16 protein-coding genes are annotated in these 20,761 nt (G+C 41.1%); 9 read left to right on the top strand and 7 right to left on the bottom strand.

Annotated elements, in window-relative coordinates; translation table 11 throughout:
* Positions 1 to 47: 47 nt before the first annotated feature.
* Together B5D29_RS01130 and ybaK are read left to right on the top strand one after the other, a co-directional pair.
* Complete coding sequence (locus B5D29_RS01130) at positions 48 to 1,442, top strand: sodium-dependent transporter (protein WP_078767735.1); 1,395 nt, start codon at positions 48 to 50, stop codon at positions 1,440 to 1,442.
* A gap of 93 nt (positions 1,443 to 1,535) precedes the next feature.
* Complete coding sequence (gene ybaK / locus B5D29_RS01135) at positions 1,536 to 2,015, top strand: Cys-tRNA(Pro) deacylase (protein WP_078767736.1); 480 nt, start codon at positions 1,536 to 1,538, stop codon at positions 2,013 to 2,015.
* Positions 2,016 to 2,354: 339 nt separating this feature from the next.
* On the opposite strand, the gene B5D29_RS01140 is transcribed toward ybaK, so the two are convergent.
* Genes B5D29_RS01140 through B5D29_RS01155 form a run of 4 tightly spaced genes read right to left on the bottom strand, consistent with a single transcriptional unit; the run spans position 2,355 to position 6,988 of the window.
* Positions 2,355 to 3,758, bottom strand: a complete 1,404-nt coding sequence (locus tag B5D29_RS01140; RefSeq protein WP_078767737.1) for a radical SAM/SPASM domain-containing protein — start codon at positions 3,756 to 3,758, stop codon at positions 2,355 to 2,357.
* Between the two features lie 30 nt (positions 3,759 to 3,788).
* On the bottom strand, positions 3,789 to 5,477 hold the full coding sequence (gene argS, locus B5D29_RS01145; RefSeq protein WP_078767738.1) for an arginine--tRNA ligase: 1,689 nt from the start codon (positions 5,475 to 5,477) through the stop codon (positions 3,789 to 3,791).
* A gap of 14 nt (positions 5,478 to 5,491) precedes the next feature.
* Positions 5,492 to 5,917, bottom strand: a complete 426-nt coding sequence (locus B5D29_RS01150; RefSeq protein ID WP_078767739.1) for a YwiB family protein — start codon at positions 5,915 to 5,917, stop codon at positions 5,492 to 5,494.
* A 3-nt stretch (positions 5,918 to 5,920) separates the two neighbouring features.
* The gene (locus B5D29_RS01155) at positions 5,921 to 6,988 is read right to left on the bottom strand and encodes a D-alanine--D-alanine ligase family protein (protein ID WP_078767740.1); all 1,068 of its coding nucleotides are present in this window, start codon (positions 6,986 to 6,988) and stop codon (positions 5,921 to 5,923) included.
* Positions 6,989 to 7,182: 194 nt separating this feature from the next.
* On the opposite strand from B5D29_RS01155, the gene B5D29_RS01160 reads away from it, so the two are divergent.
* Genes B5D29_RS01160 through B5D29_RS01180 form a run of 5 tightly spaced genes read left to right on the top strand, consistent with a single transcriptional unit; the run spans position 7,183 to position 10,614 of the window.
* The gene (locus tag B5D29_RS01160; RefSeq protein WP_078767741.1) at positions 7,183 to 7,434 is read left to right on the top strand and encodes a hypothetical protein; all 252 of its coding nucleotides are present in this window, start codon (positions 7,183 to 7,185) and stop codon (positions 7,432 to 7,434) included.
* Entirely contained in the window at positions 7,406 to 8,359 is a 954-nt protein-coding gene (locus tag B5D29_RS01165; protein WP_078767742.1) for a hypothetical protein, read from the top strand. Before B5D29_RS01160 ends, B5D29_RS01165 begins: the two co-directional genes overlap by 29 nt.
* 1 nt (position 8,360) lies before the next feature.
* Positions 8,361 to 9,200 carry a DUF7674 family protein gene (locus B5D29_RS01170; protein ID WP_078767743.1) on the top strand — a complete coding sequence of 280 codons (840 nt, stop codon included), beginning with the start codon at positions 8,361 to 8,363 and terminating at the stop codon, positions 9,198 to 9,200.
* The gene (locus B5D29_RS01175) at positions 9,200 to 9,751 is read left to right on the top strand and encodes a hypothetical protein (RefSeq protein WP_078767744.1); all 552 of its coding nucleotides are present in this window, start codon (positions 9,200 to 9,202) and stop codon (positions 9,749 to 9,751) included. The genes B5D29_RS01170 and B5D29_RS01175 overlap by 1 nt, the downstream gene beginning before the upstream one ends.
* A complete protein-coding gene (locus B5D29_RS01180; protein ID WP_078767745.1) occupies positions 9,748 to 10,614 on the top strand; it encodes a hypothetical protein in 867 nt (288 codons plus the stop codon). Before B5D29_RS01175 ends, B5D29_RS01180 begins: the two co-directional genes overlap by 4 nt.
* Before the next feature lie 51 nt (positions 10,615 to 10,665).
* Here the strand turns inward: B5D29_RS01180 and B5D29_RS08650 are convergent, their stop codons facing one another.
* The 3 genes from B5D29_RS08650 to B5D29_RS01195 are packed head-to-tail and all read right to left on the bottom strand — an operon-like array spanning position 10,666 to position 14,149.
* Positions 10,666 to 11,511 (bottom strand): acyltransferase, encoded by an 846-nt coding sequence (locus B5D29_RS08650; RefSeq protein WP_078767746.1) that lies wholly within the window; start codon positions 11,509 to 11,511, stop codon positions 10,666 to 10,668.
* Between the two features lie 16 nt (positions 11,512 to 11,527).
* A complete protein-coding gene (gene argH / locus B5D29_RS01190; RefSeq protein WP_078767747.1) occupies positions 11,528 to 12,901 on the bottom strand; it encodes an argininosuccinate lyase in 1,374 nt (457 codons plus the stop codon).
* 15 nt (positions 12,902 to 12,916) lie between these two features.
* Positions 12,917 to 14,149: an argininosuccinate synthase gene (locus B5D29_RS01195; RefSeq protein WP_078767748.1), complete on the bottom strand. Its 1,233-nt coding sequence runs from the start codon at positions 14,147 to 14,149 to the stop codon at positions 12,917 to 12,919.
* 493 nt (positions 14,150 to 14,642) lie between these two features.
* On the opposite strand from B5D29_RS01195, the gene B5D29_RS01200 reads away from it, so the two are divergent.
* Positions 14,643 to 20,558: a hypothetical protein gene (locus tag B5D29_RS01200; RefSeq protein WP_078767749.1), complete on the top strand. Its 5,916-nt coding sequence runs from the start codon at positions 14,643 to 14,645 to the stop codon at positions 20,556 to 20,558.
* A gap of 25 nt (positions 20,559 to 20,583) precedes the next feature.
* A complete protein-coding gene (locus B5D29_RS08655; protein ID WP_159443367.1) occupies positions 20,584 to 20,724 on the top strand; it encodes a hypothetical protein in 141 nt (46 codons plus the stop codon).
* Positions 20,725 to 20,761 lie beyond the last annotated feature (37 nt).

A 20,761-nucleotide genomic window follows, 5' to 3' on the forward strand; every position in this document is an offset into this window, starting at 1 on the left:
CGTGGTATAATGATAACTCCACTAATATGTAAGAGAGGTTCACAAAAATGGAAAAGAAAAGAAACAGCTTTAAAGGCTCAATCGGCTTCGTTCTTGCGGCAGCAGGTAGTGCCGTAGGTCTTGGAAACATTTGGCGTTTCCCTTATTTGGCAGCCAAAGATAACGGAGGATTCTTCATCTTTTGCTATATCATTTTGGCGCTCACATTCGGCTTTACTCTTCTTGTTACCGAGATTGCAATCGGCAGAAAGACAAAGCAATCACCACTCACCGCTTATGCACAAATCAACAAAAAATTCAGACCGCTCGGTACAATTGCTACTCTTGTGCCAATCATTATTTTGCCATATTATTGTGCAATCGGCGGATGGGTACTCAAGTATTTCATCAGCTTTGCAACAGGCGATGGCGTAGCAGCTGCAGCGGATAACTACTTTACAGACCATATCACAAGTTTGTGGCTTCCAATCATTTTGATGGCTGTATATGTTGTTGCAACCGCAGCAATCGTTTTTGGCGGCGTAAACAAGGGTATTGAAAAGACAAGCAGAATTCTTATGCCGATACTCTTTATTCTTATTTGTTGCATCGGTGTTTTCGCACTTACTCTTAAGTACACAGATGCAGACGGCGTAACCCGTACAGGCTTGCAGGGTCTCAAGATTTATCTTGTTCCTGATTTCAAGGCACTCACTTTGAAGTCAGCATTTACAACTATTTTTGATGCACTCGGTCAGCTTTTCTACTCAATCAGCGTTGCTATGGGTATTATGATTGCTTACGGTTCTTATGTTAATGACGACACAAACCTTATGAAGTCTGTTAACCAAATCGAAATTTTTGACACCTTGGTTGCACTTCTTGCAGGTCTTATGATCATTCCTTCAGTGTTCGTATTTATGGGCAAGGACGGTATGACAGCAGGCCCGGGCTTGATGTTTATCTCACTTCCAAAGGTATTTGCCGCAATGGGCAAAATCGGTATTGTAGTCGGCGTTGTATTCTTCGTTATGGTACTTTTTGCCGCTATCACATCATCTGTTTCAATTATGGAGGCTATCGTTGCTTCTCTTATGGACAGATTCCACTGGAAGCGTAACACAGCAGGCGTTGTTGTTTTGATTTATTCATTGGTTGCAGGTACAATTGTTTGCCTTGGCTACAACAAGCTCTACTTTGAACTCACACTTCCAAACGGCACGGTTGGTCAAATCCTTGATGTTATGGACTATGTCAGCAACAACATCTTTATGCCTATCGTTGCATTCTTCACATGTATTCTTATCGGTTGGGTTGCAAAGCCAAAGACCATTATTGATGAAGTTACAAAGAACGGCGAAAAGTTCAATCGTAAGTTTATCTACAATGTAACAATCAAGTTTGTTGCTCCGGCACTTTTGGTTGTCCTCTTTGCACAGGCAATCGGATTGTTCAGCTTCTAAACTTAATAATGATAAAAATGCAGACTCGTTGAGTCTGCATTTTTTTGTTGATGTTGAGGATGGTTTGTGCTATTATTTTTTAGAGGTGACATTATGCAAAAAGACAAAACAAATGTTATGCGTGTGCTTGACCAAAAGAAACTTGAATACACGCACTACGCATATGACAATATGACCACAAATGCGGTTGAAGTGGCAAACGAACTTGGCACCGACCCGCAGTTTTTATACAAAACATTGGTGACGGTCGGCAAATCAAAGGAACATTATGTTTTTATGGTACCTGCCGAGCACGAACTTGATTTGAAAAAAGCCGCAAAGGCAGTCGGCGAAAAAAGTATCGAGATGCTTCCGCAAAAGGAATTGCTCCCACTCACAGGCTATATCCACGGCGGATGCTCGCCTATAGGGATGAAAAAGCAATTTAAAACAACTATCCATATCAACGCTCAAGAAGCAGAAAAAATCTTTTTCTCGGGTGGCAGAGTGGGCTGTCAGGTTTGCACCTCACCAAAAAATTTGGAAAAGGTCATCCGACTTCAGTATAAGGACATAATTAAAGACGCTGATTGATTCAGCGATTTAAACTGTCGATAAAGCCCCTGAAACACGCCAAAATTATAATAAACCGAATAATGCCTCCTCTTTTAATAAAAGGGGAGGTGGCAACACGAAGTGTTGACGGTGGGGTTTTAAAAAAGCTGTAAGTATCGAACTTACAGCTTTTTTGGCGTTTTTCGTTTTTTGCTTGGGGGCGGTACAATCGTACAGCTCCCACTCGCAATAAAACGAAATTCAGAAACTTTCTCAACAGCCTACAGTGTCTTAGACTGTCGATTAAGCCCTTGAACCACGCCAAAATATAATTAACCCCGAACTGTTCGCCTTTTGGAGCAGTTCGGGGTTAAGTTTTTATTGTTCGTTTTTGGCTTCGTCGGTGTCACGGTAGTATTGAGTGAATGGGTGGAAGCGTTCTTGTTCTTCCCAAATCTGCTTTGCCATCGGTGCCCATTCTTTTGCATAAAGGTCGCACTTTGAGCAAAGCTCATCTGCCGATTCAGGGCAGGTGAGGTTTGTTGATTTTGCACCCGTTACATCAATGATATGTCTTAACGCCTGTGGATTTTCAAGCATCGGGCAAGGGCGAAGCATATTGTCATTGAACGGCTGACCCTTGTAATACTGCTTGAAAAGAGGAGAACGCAAACATTCGAGAATACTCTTTTCTCTGATGTTGCTGTCGCTGTAGTGGATGAATACGCAAGGCTCTGCGTCACCCTCGCTGTTGATGTGGAAATAGTTTCTGCCACCTGCGATGCAACCGCCAACGAACTCGCCGTCGTTTTGGAAGTCCATAACAAATATCGGCTTGCCGTTTCTTGTTCTTCTCTTTTTTCGGATGGTTCTGTACACGTGCTCTCTCTGTTCAGGTGTGAGAAGCAATGAGGTGTCGGCATCCGAGCCGATTGGCATATAGTGGAAGTAGAGTGCAAATTTTGCACCTGCTTCGATTTCCATATCATAGAACTTGTCGGATGTTACGGCTTGGTAGTTTTTGCTTGTGTAGCAAATTGATGTGCCGAAAATACACTTGTGCTTTTTGAGGAGTGCCATTGCGTCAACAACTTTTTTGTATACGCCTTCGCCTCGTCTGAAATCGGTTGTTTCTTCCGTGCCTTCGATAGAAAGTGCAAGTGCAAAGTTGCCCGATTTTTTCAATTCCTCGCAGAATTCGTCATCAACCAATGTGCCGTTTGTGAATGCAAGGAAGATGCAATCCGGGTTTTCCTTTGTGACGGTGAGAATATCTTTCTTTCGAACAAGCGGTTCACCGCCTGTAAACATAAAGAAGTGTGTGCCGAGTGCCTTTGCTTCGGTAACAATCTTTCTCATTTCGTCAAGTGTAAGATTTGAGTGATGACCGTATTCCGCCGCCCAACAGCCTTTGCATTTGAGGTTGCATGCAGAGGTAGGGTCCATAAGAATAATCCAAGGAATGTTGCATTTGAGCTTATCTCTGTTTTCACGCAGGGTTGAAGTTCCAATATATCCTGCATCAATCGCAAAGGTAAGAAGCACATTCGTTAGAAGCTCCTTGTCGGTTTCCTCGATAATGCGATAAACATAATCGTTCCAAGTGTTTTGCGGATTGGTGATAACATCAAGCGGAGCAGTCCATGTTGTTTCAGGGAACAGATTTCCTGTAACAGCCTTGCCGATTTTAAGCACTTTTGGAATGTTCTTTTTTGGGTTTTTGTAAACATAATTCACAAGCGGTCTGCCTATCTTGTGTAATGTGCTTGCTTTGAACTTCATAAAAATCTCTTTTCTGTATTGATTTTATTATTACATTGATTCAGGAACATCAACCTTTAGCATAACAAGGATGTTCTTGATTGTGTTTTTAACTGCTGTGCAGAGGAAAAGTCTTGCCTCTGTAAGTTCTTTGTCATCGCTGACAACTCTGTGAGCGTTGTAGAATTTGTGGAAAAGTGTTGCAAGCTCAATTACATAGTGAGTAATTCTTGCAGGGTCGTAGCTCTTTGCCGCACCGATGATTTCATCTGTGAGTGAAGCAAGGTGAGAAATAAGGTCACGCTCTTCGCTTGAATTAAGTCTGTTGAGAGCTTCTTCTGACGGTGTGGTAACCCCGATTCCCTCATCAGCGGCTTTTTTGATGATTGAGCAAATTCTTGCGTGAGCATACTGAACATAGTAAACAGGGTTTTCGCTGCTCTGCTTTGCTGCCAATTCAAGGTCAAAGTCAAAGTGAGAGTTTGGCTCACGAAGATTGAAGAAAAATCTTGCTGCGTCAATAGGCACTTCTTCAAGAAGTGTGTTGAGTGTGATTGCCTTGCCCGAACGCTTTGAAAGTTTGATTGTTTCGCCGTTTCTGACAAGTCTGACCATCTGCATAATAACAATGTCGAGTCTGTCTGCATCAAGACCGAGGGCAGTGAGTGCAGCCTTCATTCTTGGAATATAACCGTGGTGGTCTGCACCAAGAACATCAATAGCCTTGTCGTAGCCTCTTGTTACGAGCTTGTTGTAGTGATAAGCAATGTCAGGCACAATGTAGGTAGGAATACCGTTTGCACGAATGAGAACGATGTCTTTGTCGTTGCCAAATTCGCTTGCCTTGAACCAAAGTGCGCCGTCTTGCTCGTAGGTAACACCTTTTTCCTTGAGAGTTTCAATGATTTTTTGAACCGAACCGTCATTGTGGAGAGTTGATTCTCTGAACCATTTGTCATATTTGATTCTGTATTTGCCAAGGTCTGCTTCAAGACCTGCAATATTCTTTGGAAGTGCGTATGCAACAAGTGCATCCCTGCGTTCCTGTGAGTCGCATTCTGCGTATTTGTCGCCAACTTCGCTATAGAAGTTTCTTGCGTGAACGGTGATGTCTTCGCCGTGGTATGCGTCCTCCGGAAGTTCAACATCTTTTCCGCATTCTTGCAAATATCTGACTTCAAGTGAGGTTGCAAACTTTTCGATTTGGTTGCCCGCATCGTTGATGTAGAATTCTCTTTGAACATCATATCCCGCAGCGTCAAGCACGCTTGCAAGGCAGTCACCGATTGCACCGCCACGAGCGTTGCCGATGTGCATAGGTCCTGTTGGATTTGCCGAAACAAATTCAACAAGCATTTTTTTGCCCTCGCCATAGTCCGAACGGCCGTAGTTGTCACCGCTTGAAACTATGTCTTTGAGCACATCGCTGTAATATTTGTCTGAAAGATAAAAATTGATGAAGCCGGGACCTGCGATTTCGCATCTGTCGATGTATCCGCCGTCAAGGCTGAAATTTTTTACTATTGCTTCTGCAATCATTCGAGGTGCTTGGTGGTACGCTCTTGCACCTGCCATTGCAATGTTTGATGAAAAGTCGCCGTTTTTCTTGTCAGCAGGCTTCTCAATGATGAATTTTGGCATTTCCGCCTCAGGCAAATCACCGCTTTGAGTTGCTTTTTCAACTGCAAGGGCTATTGCCTCGTTGAGTTTGTTTTCTACTTCTTTTACCATTTTTGACATATCTGTTCTCCCGATTATTCACATAGTCTGAATTTTATTATTACATCATTTTGCGAAGATATTGCACCGTTGATGTCAATATCGTAGCTGAATTTGAAAGTTCCCTCGGTTTCGTTGAATTCGGTTTTAATTTCTCTGCCGAAGATTCCCATCAGCATATCTCCGTATTCTGTGCCGTAGTTGCACAGGTGACGCTTTGATTTTTCGATGATAAGGCAGGAAGAATATGCGCCAGACTTTATCATTTCAACCTTGCTTTCGTCCTTTGCAATGTTGAGCTTTGCACGAAGCGGAGCGGTGCTGTTTTCAAGCTCCTCGTTGTATCTGATTATGTAATTGTCATCGTCGTGCTCAAAAGTGCCGACTGTTTTCATTTCTACCTGATCCTTGTCGTCATCAAATTTTTGATGACCGATGATGGTAATCAATGCTTTAGCCATATTTTAAATAATGCCTCCACGCTTAATTGCAAGGTCAATGAGTTTGTCGATAAGCTCTGTATATCCCACTCCGACAGCCTCAAAAAGTTTTGGATACATACTGATTGAAGTTTGACCCGGGATAGTGTTGATTTCGTTCAAAAGCACTTTTTGGTCATCTTTTGTAACAAAGAAATCGCATCTGCTCATACCCTCACAGCTGAGAGCTTTGTATGCTCGGAGCGCTTCCTGTCTGACTTCGTTTCTCTTTTCTTCGCTCAAAAGAGCAGGGATGTGAAGCTCGGACGCAGGATTGTTGTATTTTGCGTCAAAATCATAGAATTCCGCAGCCGCAACAATTTGACCGACCTCTGCCGCAACAGGTTCTTCGTTGCCGAGAACAGCAACTTCAACCTCTTGTCCTTCGATGAATTCTTCAAGGATAACTTTTTTGTCCTCTTTGAATGCCTTTTCTATGCCGAGGATGAGTTCTTCCTCGTTGTGAGCCTTTGTTATGCCGACCGATGAGCCGGCATTTGCAGGCTTAACAAAAATAGGAAATCCCAATTTGTTGATTGCAAGGTCAAGGCATTTTCTGCTGTCCTTGCCGTATTCGTATTCGGTAAAGGCACACCATTTTGCTTGCTCAATGCCAAACGCATCTGCAACGGCGTTTGTAACTGCTTTGTCCATACAACTGCCTGAAGAAGTTGCGTCACAGCCGACAAACGGGATTTGTGCAAGTTGCAAAAGACCTTGAACCGTGCCGTCCTCACCGTTTTTGCCGTGAAGAACAGGGAATACTGCATCAAGCCTGATTTGTTCTGCGTCTTCTGTTACAATGCCGTGAATTTTGCTGTCAGGTGTGATGTATGCTTTTTTGAGCGATTTTGATTTGAGCCATTTGTCATTCGGAATCATAGTCACATCATCGTCAAACAAAAACCATTCGCCCTGTTTTGTGATGCCGAGCATAACAATGTTGTATTTTTCTTTGTCTATATTTTCAAGTATGCTTTTGGCGCTGATACAGCTGATGTCGTGTTCTGACGATGCTCCGCCGAAAAGTATACCAAGTGTTAGTTTGTTCATTTTAAGTTCACCTTAGTTCTATATCTGTAAGCAATATTCTATATAGTTTAGCATATTTTAGTTTAGATTTCAATATTACTTTAAAATTACTTTTAAAAAATAAATTTTATAGTGACAAATAAGTATTAATGTGTTATAATGCATTAATTAGTGGGATTGTGTCCTGCAATGAATTTTGATTTGAAGGAGTGATTATGCTGAAAAACAATGTAAACAATGATATTGTCAATGATACAGAAAAATCGTTAAAGCGTAATTTAAGAACCAAAGGTATACTCATTCCGATTATATTTTCGATTATAGTTGTCGTTGCTTGCGTTTTTCTCGCAAGTCCAAAAGCCGATTTTTTTCCAAGCGGCAATCATCACGACAGCCTGACAACAACAGCACCAACACAAACAACGGAGTTTAATGAAAATGAATATGCACACATTGTACAAGATTAAAAGTACATTTTTTGATGTACTGCTTGCATTGCTTTTGTTTTTGTTTTTCGTTCTTGCAGTTGCTTCGCCAACCATCGGCAATTCCGATTTCTACGGCAAATTCCTCGGTGGCGACAATATTACAGAGGCTATTCAGGTTTCGCTCAACGAAAAAACTGATAAAATTGCCCAAAAGACAGGTATTGAGCCAAAGGCATTTGAGTATGCGGTCGGCAAAAACAAAATAAGTGCTTTGCAAAAAGAAATAGTCAAATCTGCTTTCAGCGGAGGCAATTATGATTATTCCGAAAGTTCAAATATTGCCGTTTGTTATCGTGACGGCATAAAAGAATTTTATCGTTTTAACGGATTTGAGCTTGATGACGCAAGTTTGGAAAAGGCTGTTCCGCTTGCTTCAAAAGCGTTCAATGAAGCGATGGGTATAGATAACAATGCCGAATTTTCAACATTTGTCGGCAGGCTCGGCAGAGTTACGGTTATGATTGTTGTTGCAATCTTTGTGTTGATTGTGGCAATTTCGGTCAAGGTGTTTATGCTCAATGACGGCAGAACAAAAATGTTCAGCCACTATGCTTCATCTATGATTTCTGCCGGATTGGCGCTTGTTGCACTTTGTGTTTTGAACTTTGCGCTTCAATTTGCCCCTAATATGTATTTGACCGAAAACGGCGGATTGAATATTGCTATGGGTCAAGCGTTTAATGTGTATTTTATAATCTTGGCTTGCTTCGGTGCAGTGCTTCTTGTAGGCGGATACAGTATGATGATTTATGTTTATCGTTATTATGTTCGCAAGGCGCAACATCAAAAGCAAGAACTTGAAATAAACAAAACTCTTTATGTCGGAGGCAAGGACGGCGACAAAACCATCGGTGAGCTTGCTGAAGAACACGAAAAAATGTATAACAAACAGGAGAAAGAATAATATGGAATTAATCGAAGCATATAAGGGTATAGAAAAAAATCTTGTTCCTACAAATGAAGAACTCGGATTTAAGAAAAAGAGCGATGACGAAACCACAATTTTGTTTGAAGGCAAAAAAGGTGCATATCGTCTTGTTCACGACAAAGACACCAACATTCTTGAACTCGAATGTGCATACAATGTTGACGGTCAGCAAAGCGAATTCAACACTGTTTCTCGCAGTTTGTTTGAACTTGATGTTATTGACGAAAGAGATATTAAGTCAACATCAAACGAGGTTATTGACGAACTTGAAAAACTCTTTAAGGTCAACAAGCCTGTCAATCTTGACAAGGTTAAGATGCCAAAATCAGTTTCAAGAACAAAGGCAAAGAACGGTCTTGTAAGCTATGATATCGACAGCCTTGCAAATAGATTTGGCACACTTTATCCTGAATTTAAGGATGAAATCAAGAAAAATATTGTTGCTTACGGCGAATTCTTGCCGGAGGAATTCTTCATCAATTACGGCACTCCAAAGGTTTTGGATGTTATTAAAAACGGCAGTGAAGCAGAGCGTAAAAAAATGTTCAAGATGCTCAACGAAGTTTTCGAGGACGGCATCAATGATGTTCAGGATGTAATTGCCGTAACAATTCTTGGTGAGATGAAGAACGACAAAGATATGATGGCTGTTGCTGATAAGTATATGAGCGAGTATATGTCGGGTGCTGTTCACGAGGTTAACAAGCTCACTGCCAAGAACAACAGATATACAAAGAAACTCAAAAATCCGCCTGCATACAAGCCAAAGAAGAACAAGACTTTTAGCATGGCTAATCAGCTCGGTAATATGCAGTAATGGCAAACAAAAGATATAAATCAACGCCGAAAAGAACAAAAAGCATTGTTTTCAAGGCAGTGGTGTTTCCGCTTGTTGCGGGAATCATCATTGCTTTGTTAACTGTATTTGTCGGTTTCGGCGGTTCTTTTTTTGATATGCCAAAAGGCTTTGCCGTGTCGTATTTCGACAGCAAAAACGGCGGAACTAAAATTGCCCAAATCACTTGTTCCGATGCGGAATTGCCTGTTGTTGACAGTTATGAATACTCATCGTTGGCAGACAGCGTTTGCTACAAAAAAGGAGCAAATTTCGGCGAAGTCGGAGTAGGGTATTATCTTGCTCTTGATAATAATATTAAGTCTTTTGATGAGCAGAATGTTTCTGTTTCGGCTGGCGAAAAAACTTATTCATATAAATATAAGGGTAAGTTTTCTGCCGATAATGAAACCGAGGTGCTTAACCATATTTGTAATATGAGTAAAGGCTTTGTGCTTTACACCCAAAATGCAGAAAAATACGGCTTTTCATCAGGCTACACCGCCTATATTTACGAGGAGGTGGCAGAATGACTTATATGAAATATCGCAGAATCTTATCGTATTTTTTGACGATTATCGTTGCTGTTTCTGTTTCAATTTCGCTTGTGTCGGGGATTGATTTCTTGACCGTAGGAAACAAGCAATTCTATGTCAAAACTTTTGCAACGCAAAAATTGGCAGACGAATGTAATAGTCAGCTCACTGAAAAATATAAAGCATTGTCGGCAAAAAGTAATCTTCCGCTTGATATTTTTGACAGCGTAAAAGTGAAATTTGACACAAAAGAAAGCCTTGTGCAAGCTGTGAATTATGTGTTTGACGAAAACGATGAGGCACTCAAAAACGGCAGCAGATATTCTTATTTTGAAAGCACGATTAATGAGTATATCGATGCAAATGATATAAAAATGTCCAAGCAGAGCATAGAACTTGTTTCACTCGAAGCAGAGCAAATTTATTCCGATACGGTCGGCATTCATAATCTCGGATTTTTGCAAAAAACGGTTGCCGAACATAACTCGAGTTCACTGCATTGGCTGTCGGCTTGCCTTGTTATCATTGCTTTTTCAGCCTTTTTGCTTTCCTATATTTATAAGAAAAATATTAAGTCTGCATTGTATTTTGCAAGTGGATTTATGGCAGGGAGCATCGGCGTGATAGTGTCATCGCTTGTTATGTGGCTTGCAAAAATCAAAACACAATTCGATGTTTCGCCTGACATATGGGCAAAAACTTTTTCCGATATGGCGGTGAAAATCCTTGTGTTCAGGCTTGTCGCTGGTGCAGTTCTTCTTGCATTGAGCATCACACTTTTCATCTTTGCACAAATGAGAGTTGACCGTGAGCAAATGCGCAAAGACACAAGATATTCCAAAATCTTTTCAAGGTTATAACTCAATCAAACAAAAAGCACGAAGCGTTTTCATTTCGCTCCGTGCTTATTTTTATTTAGAAAATAAACCTTTTCGTACCTTTGGCGGTTCAATATAAAATCGGTTTTTGCCTTTTGGTAATATGTTTTGCAAATAATTCAGCTTTTCTTCTGCCGATTTGCATTTTTTCAACGATTCATCAACTGAAGCAAGTTTCACTGTGCTTTTGTCAAAAGAATAAATCCATTCGTCGCTGTCGTCAATTTCATTTTCGGCAGTCATTTCTTCTGTCCATTGGTGAACGCATTTTTTGTTGAAAAACACACCTTGCTTGATTAATTTTGCAGGATTTCCTGCATAGGAGGCGTTTGATGGAATCTTTTTGCCGGCACAAACAGCTTGTGCTCCGATGATTGAACCCGAGCCGATGTGCGTGCCTTTGAGAAGTGTAACTCCTTGTCCGAGCCAAATGTGGTCGCCAAGAAGTATTGATGCGCTGTGATTAATACGCTTTTTTGTTTCAATATCATACACTAAATGCGGGTCGGCAGTTCTCATTGTAATTCCGTACGAAAACAATCCGCTGTTGCCGACGAACACATTTTGCCTTTCGGATGTTGAAATAACAAGTCTGCCGTTGATGAAGCAGTTTTTGCCAAAATAAACAGCAGTGTTGTTGTTTGCTGTTATATCAAGATAGTACCAATGCTTGCTCTTGCTGAGGTATATAATCGAGCTTTCGCCGTTGATTTTGAGCAGGCAGTTTTTCATCTTGACGCCGTCTTCAATGACGATGATATTGTTTGAACCGTTTATGCTGATACTGCTTTGTTCAAACTCAATATTTTCAACATCGCCGTGAATAATTCTGTTTTCTTCGACATTGTCAAACTGTGTTTTTTCTGTGATATTAATCATAGCAACACCCCATGTGTTATTGTATTTTATCCCTTGCCGTTTTGATTTGCATCATAACATTTTCAGGGCACGGCGAACCGACGACCTTTCTGTCGTTGACGCATTTTTCAAGGTTAATAGCTGTGTAAACCTCGCTGTCAAAAAGACTGCAAACCTTTTGATATTCCTCAAGCGGTAGGCTCTCAAGAGTTAGCCCCTTGTCTATGCAAAGTGCAACAAGTTCACCCGTGCATTTGTAAGCATCTCTGAACGGCAAACCTTTGCCGACAAGATAGTCCGCACAGTCCGTGGCGTTGATGAAGCCTTTTGCCGCTGCGTTTCGCATATTTTCCTTGAGCACCGTCATAGTGTCAATCATTGGTGTAAAGGCGTTTAGGCACATTTTAACTGTGTCAACAGCGTCAAAGATTGCTTCCTTGTCCTCTTGCATATCCTTGTTGTATGCAAGTGCAATGCCTTTCATCATAGTAAGCAGGGTAGTGAGGTCGCCAAACACACGACCGCTTTTGCCTCTTACAAGCTCCGCAATGTCGGGATTCTTTTTTTGTGGCATAATTGATGAACCTGTTGAAAATGCGTCATCAAGCTCAACAAATTTGAACTCCCAACTGCACCACATAATGATTTCCTCGCTGAATCGTGAAAGGTGCACCATAACAATTGATAACGCACTTGCAAGCTCAATGCAAAAATCACGGTCGGATACTCCGTCAAGCGAATTGTATGTAATGTCGTCAAATCCAAGCAAATCGGCAACCATATTTCGGTCAAGCGGATAGGTTGTTCCTGCCAAAGCGCCTGAACCGAGCGGGCAGATGTTCATCCTCTTTTTGACATCTCCGAGCCTGTCTATGTCACGCAAAATCATTGCACAGTACGCCATTAAATGATGACCGAATGTGATTGGCTGTGCTCTTTGCAGATGAGTGTAGCCCGGCATAATTGTGGCTTTGTGCTCTTCGGCTTTGTTGCAGAGAACAAGCACAAGCTCCTTGAGTTTGCCAACAATTTCTTCAATCTCGTCACGAAGAGTCAAACGAATGTCGAGTGCCACCTGGTCGTTTCTTGAACGGGCGGTGTGCAGTCGCTTGCCTGTCTGTCCAAGCCTTGCCGTGAGTTCGCCCTCAATAAATGTGTGAATGTCCTCGGCTTGCATATCGATTTTCAGCTTGCCTCTTTTGATGTCGTTCAAAATGTCGTTCAAGCCGTCAACGATTTTGTCACTTTCGCTTTTGTCAATTATCCCCGTCGCCCCAAGCATTGTTGCGTGAGCAATCGAGCCTTTTATGTCTTGCTCAAACATTCGGCTGTCAAAGCCGATGGATGAGTTGAAGTCGTTGGTTTCTTTGGCAAGCTCTTTTTTGAACCTGCCTTTCCATAATTGTGCCATAAATTACCTGCCTCGTCAAGCATTATCTCGATTTTGGTCGAGTAATGCCTTAACTTTGATTGAAAGACCGAACAGATTGATGAAGCCTGCGGCGTCTGCCTGGTTGTATGCACCGCCGTCATCGCCAAACGATGCAACATTTTCGTCATAAAGTGTGTACGGTGATGTGATGCCTGCGTTGATGACATTGCCCTTGTAGAGCTTAACTTTTACATCGCCTGTAACAGTCTTTTGTGTTTCGTCAACAAAAGCCGAAAGTGCTTCACGCAACGGTGTAAACCATTGACCGTTGTATACAAGTTCGCCGAATTTCTGTGCAATCAGCTTCTTGTAGTGCTGTGTTTCTTTGTCAAGTGTGATTGTTTCGAGCATTTCGTGTGCCTTGTAGAGGATTTCGCCACCCGGAGTTTCGTATACACCACGGGATTTCATGCCGACAAGACGGTTTTCAACGATGTCAAGCAATCCGATTCCGTTCTTTCCGCCAACTTCGTTGATAGCCTCAACAATTTCGAGTGCGCCCATCTTTTTGCCGTCAATAGCAGTCGGAACGCCTTTGTCAAAATGAATTGTGAGATATGTTGGCTCGTCAGGTGCGTTTTCAGGAGAAACACCAAGCTCAAGAAAACCGTCTTTGTTGTATTGCGGTTCGTTTGCCGGGTCCTCAAGGTCAAGTCCTTCGTGGCTCAAATGCCAAACATTTTTGTCCTTTGAATAGTTTGTTTCACGGTTGATTTTGAGAGGAATGTTGTGAGCCTCTGCGTATTCAATTTCCTGCTCACGAGAAACGATGTCCCACTCACGCCATGGAGCAATGATTTCCATCTCCGGTGCAAATGCCTTTAGTGTAAGTTCAAAACGAACTTGGTCGTTGCCCTTGCCTGTGCATCCGTGGCAGATTGCGTCTGCGCCCTCTTTCTTTGCAACTTCTGCAAGTGCCTTTGCAATGCATGGTCGTGCGTGCGATGTGCCGAGCAGATAGTTTTCGTATTCTGCTCCCGCTTTCAAACATGGGAAGATGTAGTCCTCAACATATTCCTCTTTCAAATCAAGGATGTATAGCTTTGACGCACCTGTTGCAAGCGCCTTTTCCTCAAGTCCGTCAAGCTCGGTGCCCTGTCCTACATCACCGCTAACTGCAATAACTTCGCAGTTGTTGTAGTTCTCCTTGAGCCATGGAATAATGATTGATGTGTCGAGTCCTCCGCTGTATGCAAGGACAACTTTTTTGATGTCTTTTTTGTTCATAATAAAAACTCCTTTTGCCGCTTTTCGAAGCCTTGTTTTTTGTTGTTATCCTCATTATATCACTATGTTTTTCAATTTCAACCCTTTTTGCAAAATTTTGCATAAAAATACAAATAATCGCCCTTATTTTTGTGCATATATGTATAATTTTACAATAAACACGGTATTAATATACATTTTGTGAATGCTGATGACCCATATATAAATGTATATAATATGTATTGGATTTTTTAATAAAAATATATTTTCGTTATAATTATGTCAAACTTTTTTCAAAAATTTTGCTAACAAAACTTAAAACTTCGCTCCAAAAACAAGCCGAAAACCGCATAAATAGGGCATTTTTAAAAAAATTTACAAATTGTTAAAAAATAAAAAATTCCTCTTGATATTTGGCTTTATATATGCTATTATTAAATAGAATTAAAATGATATTATGTGTATTACTGTACCTGTATGCGTAGTATCGTGAAATCTAAGGGAGGTTTTTTAAATGGTTAAAAGACTATTCAAAAAGTCAATTGCTTGTTTGTTGGCCGCGATCATGATTGCTGCTTCGTTGCCACTCACTGCATTGGCTGACGCAACAACGGATGCAGTCATTCATCAAACGATTACATCCAAAAACAACAGAGTCGGCATAATCACAAAGGATGCTGACGGTGGCGGCCGTGTCAACGGCAACGATTACAACATCGTTAACGATGGCACTAACGATAACTTCACTGCTGCTTTCTGGAAATATGACAGCTCTGAAGTTAAAAACCTTACAGGCACTACTATCAATAGTGCAAACTTCACATTCACCATCAAAGCAGGTGGTATGAGCAACTGTCAAGGTTTTTCAATCTATTATGCTACCAAAGACAGTGGCATTGCCAACTTGTCTGCAGGTATCAACGGTGGTGGCTCTTGGACCGGATATAACTCAATTTATACCGGCTCAAATCACATTGCAAACATCACAGAGTATCTTGGACTTACTTACATCAATTCTGTAAGCGCTGACCGGCTTAAGGCTGCAAGAGAGGGCACAGAGTTCACTGTTGATGTTAAGGATGCATACAACTATGCAATCCAAAACGACAAGAGCATGGTTACTCTTGTTCTTATGCAATCAAATGCTGCAAGCGGTAGTAGTGGCAACAATTGGTCAGATACTCACATCTTCAATTACACTCCTGACATCGTGTGCAACTACGATGAGAATGTTGAAGTAATTCCCGGCTTGGAAGGCATCAACCGTGAAATCGCTGCATATGAAACAAAGATGTCACAAGTGGGCACAAACGGTCTTGTCTACAAAAATATGAAGCCTGCATACGATGCTTATCAAAAAGCAATCAAGTATCGTGACGCATTCGAATTCGGTGGCCAGACTGCTCCTACTGCTGATGAAGTTACAGCGGTTGCCGAAGAACTTTGCACAAAGACAGGCGAAATGGTTCCTTGGTCAGATGATGTTACCGGCAAAATGCCTTCAAAGCAACCTGTATTCGTAAATAATAAAGGCGAAAGCAAGGTAGAGAACGACAGCAAGTATACATATTATAGTAACATTCTTTATACCGAAAATTGTGTTGGTAAAAACAACGGTAAAAATGATGGTGATAGACCTGGTGCAGCTATAAGATTTGATAAGGCTGCCGATGTTTGGCTTGAAATTTACTATCCAAACACTGTTCTCCTTTACGATGGTACAACTCCTGCAAGAATGCCAATTATGTTTATGGCAAAGGTAGATACATATAAGGCTTGGAACGACGGCAGAACAATTTGGCAGGTATATGCAAGTTCACCATCTCCCGGCGATACCTACAAAACAACCAAAGCCGGCTTCGAAAGAGAATTCAAAAACATGCAAGTCACTTCTTATAAGGACGATTTGAATGCTTCTTGGCGTGGTAAAGACGGCACAAACAACCTTGACTTCAACAACTGCCGTAACAATGGTACAAAAAATGTAAGTGGTGACCCTTCTCTCAACACAAGCTTCTGTTCAGATTGGCTCGGATATTCTTTTGGCAGTTATTGGAACGCATATGCATCTTCATTTGAAGTTGACGGCAAACTTTTTGAACAGCTCCACCCGAGGGATGGTCTTGTAGAAGTTGGTAATAACTGGACTTACTACGGTGGTATGGGCGACCCTGCCGCTTTGACAATGGCAAGCGATCCAACTGCTTTGTGCGGTCAAGCAAGTTCAACAGATAAAGACGGTTCCCCTGCAAAGAACATTTTTGTAATCAACTACAAGGGTCTTGTTGACCTCATCAAAACTGCAGGAAACCTCACAACTTTGAAGGATGTTACAAAGTATAAAGAGGGCGGTTTGGCTCAATTGATGACTTTGTATGACGAAGCAACAGCTTATGCTCAAAAGTCTAAAATTTCAGAAATCAATTTTGCAAACGCTTTGGAAAAAGGTAGAGAAATTACCACAATTATGGGTAAATTCGAAACTATTCTTAACACAGCAACAGCCGACACAGGTGCTGCAGTTTATAATGAACTCAAAACTGCTATCAAAGAGTCAAAGAAGACTTATCAAGCAGGCAATAAAGATAATCTAAAATACACAGCAGAAGTTTGGGGCCCTTTTGAGACTGCATACAACAACGCAACAGGTTACTTCCATGCTCTTTATCCAAACGGAACATTGAATATGGCAGACGCAGAGCAGTACATTCAGCCTCTTAGAGATGCAAAGGCAAATCTTAAGAACGGTATGATCAAAACGGTAGTAAACACCGATACACTCGAAATTGTTATTGCAAATGCCGATATGATCACTCACAACCCTGGTTACTTTACAGCTGAGTCTGTAAACGAAGAAACCCTTTCTGCTCTTCTTACACAGGTAAAAACTGAAATCTGGGGCTCTGAAGCAAATTATGGTTACGATACCGAAAAGATTGAATTGAGCACAGAAAACCAGCAAAAAGTTGATTCATACACACAACAGCTTTCCACAATCATTGCAGGTGCAGTATTCGATTTTGACTATGTAACTTCAACAGGTCTTTCAATGAACTCTGCAATTGAAAACGCGTCAAAACTCAATCCAAACGATTGGGGTAACTACAATGTTGTTGAAAGTGCTGTTGCAGAATGTAACACATTCAAAACAACTGCAAACGACTTTAACGGTCAAATTGCAGACATCATTTCAAACACAATTTCAAGCTACGAAGCACTTGTTTCAAAGGTGGATGTTTCGATTAAGGGACTTTCAAAGCCTTTCGACCAAATTTCAAACGGTGCAGTCGCAAACATCGGTGAACCATACACCACATCCTTTAATAGTTCACAAAACGCGCGTGGAAATAATTTCAAGTTTTCATGGAACTACACAACAGGTACAATTTTATTTAAGACAAAAAGAGAAGCCTTTACTTATCAGATTCCTGTTTCAAAGTGGGGTATTTACAGCGACCAAACAGGTGAAGACTTTGAGGCAATGGCAGATTGTATCAGCATCAACATTCCAAACACTTCAACGCTTCCGACAGGTGAAATCACAGCAAAAAGTGCCGCTGGCTTTGGCTGGCCTACCGGCAACGGATTGAGTGCAAGTCAACTTAAAGACTATGCTCCGTCTAATGAACTTAACGGTAAATTTGTAATTTCCGTTCAAGATGAAGTAAAGGTAACACAAACAACCGGTAAGGCTGTTGGTATTGACAAGGCTGGTAACTATATCAACTCAATGGACTACAATTTCATTGATGAAATCACTACTCTTGACGGTGTTGAAAAAATCAGTAGAGGCGGTATCTACGCCAAGAATGGTTGGTCATATTTCAACACAAAAACTGTTTTAACCACAAAATATGACGCTGCAAACATCAGCGAAACAACATTGCCAAGCAAGTGGTCAGAATTTGTTGACTGTCGTGACAACTATGTCGGCATGGTTTATTTCTGGAAAGTGGCTGATACAATATTCACAACTTATGCAGGTTACGGCTTTGATAGGGGACGCTCAAACTTTACTGCTGGTGTTGTAAATGTTGTTCCTTTGTTCGAACTCATCGACCAAATCAAGGCAGACGACTTCCAGGCTACAAAGAGCAGGTACACAAAGGCTACTTGGGATGCACTTGAAGAAGCTCTCGGCGAAGCAAACAAAAACTTTGATTATAGCAAAATGACATATGATCAAATTATCGCTGTTGTTGATGGCAGATACACAAATCTTTGGAACGCAAAAAAGAATCTTCAACTTGCTGCAAGCAACGAGAACCTTAAGCAAGCTCTTGCACAAACAAAGAAAGCATTTGAAGAAGACGAAAATAAGGTTAAGCCTGAAGGTTGGGCAAATTTCAAAAGGGCATACTTGGAAGCACAGTCAAAGATCCGTGGTGATTACAGCGATGCAAACATCACAACAGTTGCAAAGACTGACCAAGCATCTGTTGACCAGTATGCAACAGCACTTCTTGATGCTTTCAATAAACTTATTTATCAAATCGATTTCACTCCTGTTGACAATGCAGTTAGGGCACTTGTTGACGACATCGCAGACGATGGCGACTATGTTTATACTGCAGCTTCAGTTAACGCAGTTAACGAAGCAATCAAGAGATTAACATATTTCCCTTGGTCAACAACAGAGAGAAGAAAACACTACACAGATGAAACTGATGTTGTTTCAGGTGTTAAGACAGAAGCAGAGGTAACAATCCCTGGTTTGAAGAGCCTCCTTGTTAGGGCTGACTTCGATGACCAAGCTATTCTTGCTGCAAAGGATAAAGCAAAAGCTGCTCTTTCCGACCCTGACGCATACAATCAGACTCAAGTAGAAGCTGCAATAAATGCACTTCAAACAACTCAACAAGTATTCCTTCAGAATTCAAACATCAACTGCAAGATGTTTGCAAACCAAGATGAATGCGACGCTGCAATCAAGAAAGCACTTGAGGGCCTCCAACTCAACCAGTATTCAGTAACAATTGTTCCAAACGGAAACACAAATGCTTCTTATGTAAAGGGCACTTATGATTACGGTACAGAAATTACAGTTTCTCTTCCTGACAATTCAGAAGTTGACTGGTACTATGAGATGACTTCACCATCAGGTGTAACGGTTGCAAAGAAACTTTATTCAACAACTGATGCTCTTACATTCATCGTAAGAGGTAATACAACACTCACAACAAAGTCTGCTTCAACATCAGATCAATGCAAGATTTCTTATGTTAACGGTCTTAACTCTGCAATCGTTGCAATTGATTATGTTGCTTCAGGCTCAACTGTAACACTTGATTCAAATATCGCTCCTGTTCTTCCGTACTACAGATTCGAATCATTCGTTGTAAACGGACAGGAAAAACACGTAGGCGACACAATCACTGTTTCAAGCGACACAACAATTACACTTGTTTACTCATTCCAGGATGGTTTAGCAACCTACAAGGTTTACACAATCGGTCTTGGTGCAATGAATTCAGGCGCAGAAGATGGTGTTCCTGCTTCATTCATTGTTGATTCACTCAAGTACAACGATGAGGTTTCATTCAAAGTTGGTGATTCCTCAAATGAACGTGTTGACGGCTACGGCGGTTATGACCTTAATTATCAAGTTTCAAAATATAACGGCAATCAGTTTGTAACTGAAACTGTTCAAGTACCTAATGCTTACGGTCGTGCTTATGACGATCCTGACCTATGTTATGATGCCGATGTTTATGCATGGCTCAAGGTTGAAGTTGATGATTGGGATAAGTTCGAAAAATCTCCAATCTGGACAGCAGCAACAACATTGCAGTCAGGTAACATCAACATCAATATTTTCAAGGTTAACGGATCGGGTAACGAATCTAGCGTTGAAGACTTTAAAAATGCTATTTTGAACAAGGATGTATTCACTCAAGCAGGTGTAAAAACTTCTGTTATTAAGTACGGTACTGATTTCACATTCCGTGTTCACGAGAATTGTGCAATCATTCCAATCAGTAAGGTAATGTACGACCAAGCAATTGTTGACGGCATCATCCAAACTGAAAATCTCAGCAAAGACGGCGTTAGCGTTACTACAAAGCCTGAACTTGTAATCGCTCCCGGCGAAAAGCTTTCAATCATTTCAAGCTATGCAATTCCAACAGGTTGCACAATGGTTGAAAAGGGTATTCTTGTAAAGGTTAACAAGAACAGCACTGATGTTGGCGATGGCTATGACCTTAAACTTGCAAATGCAGGTAAAAACGGTGTTAATAGACTTAAGTCAAACTATCAGACAGAGGGTAACCAGTTTGTAATTTCTATCAACACAAAGACACTCAACCATGCAAACATTCAAGATGTTGGTCTCATTTGGAAAGCTTATGTAACTTATAGAAATGCAGACGGAGAGCTCGTTACACAATACACACTGCCAACAACTCCGACAAATTCCGGCACATATTAATTGATTTTCTGAGGAGGTAAAAGTAATGAAGAGATTTTATGCTGAACCTGAATTAGAAATCAGGAAATATTCATTGTCCGGAAATGGTGTAGTAACTGCATCAACTCCGGAAGTAAGCGATGGCAACGACCTTAACAAAGACGATAACTTCGATTTGTTCGAGTAATAAGGTCAAAAACAAAACAAACAAGGGACCGTGGATT

The organism is Eubacterium coprostanoligenes, from assembly GCF_900167205.1.
In the GTDB taxonomy this organism is placed as follows: Bacteria; Bacillota; Clostridia; order Oscillospirales; family Acutalibacteraceae; genus Eubacterium_R; species Eubacterium_R coprostanoligenes.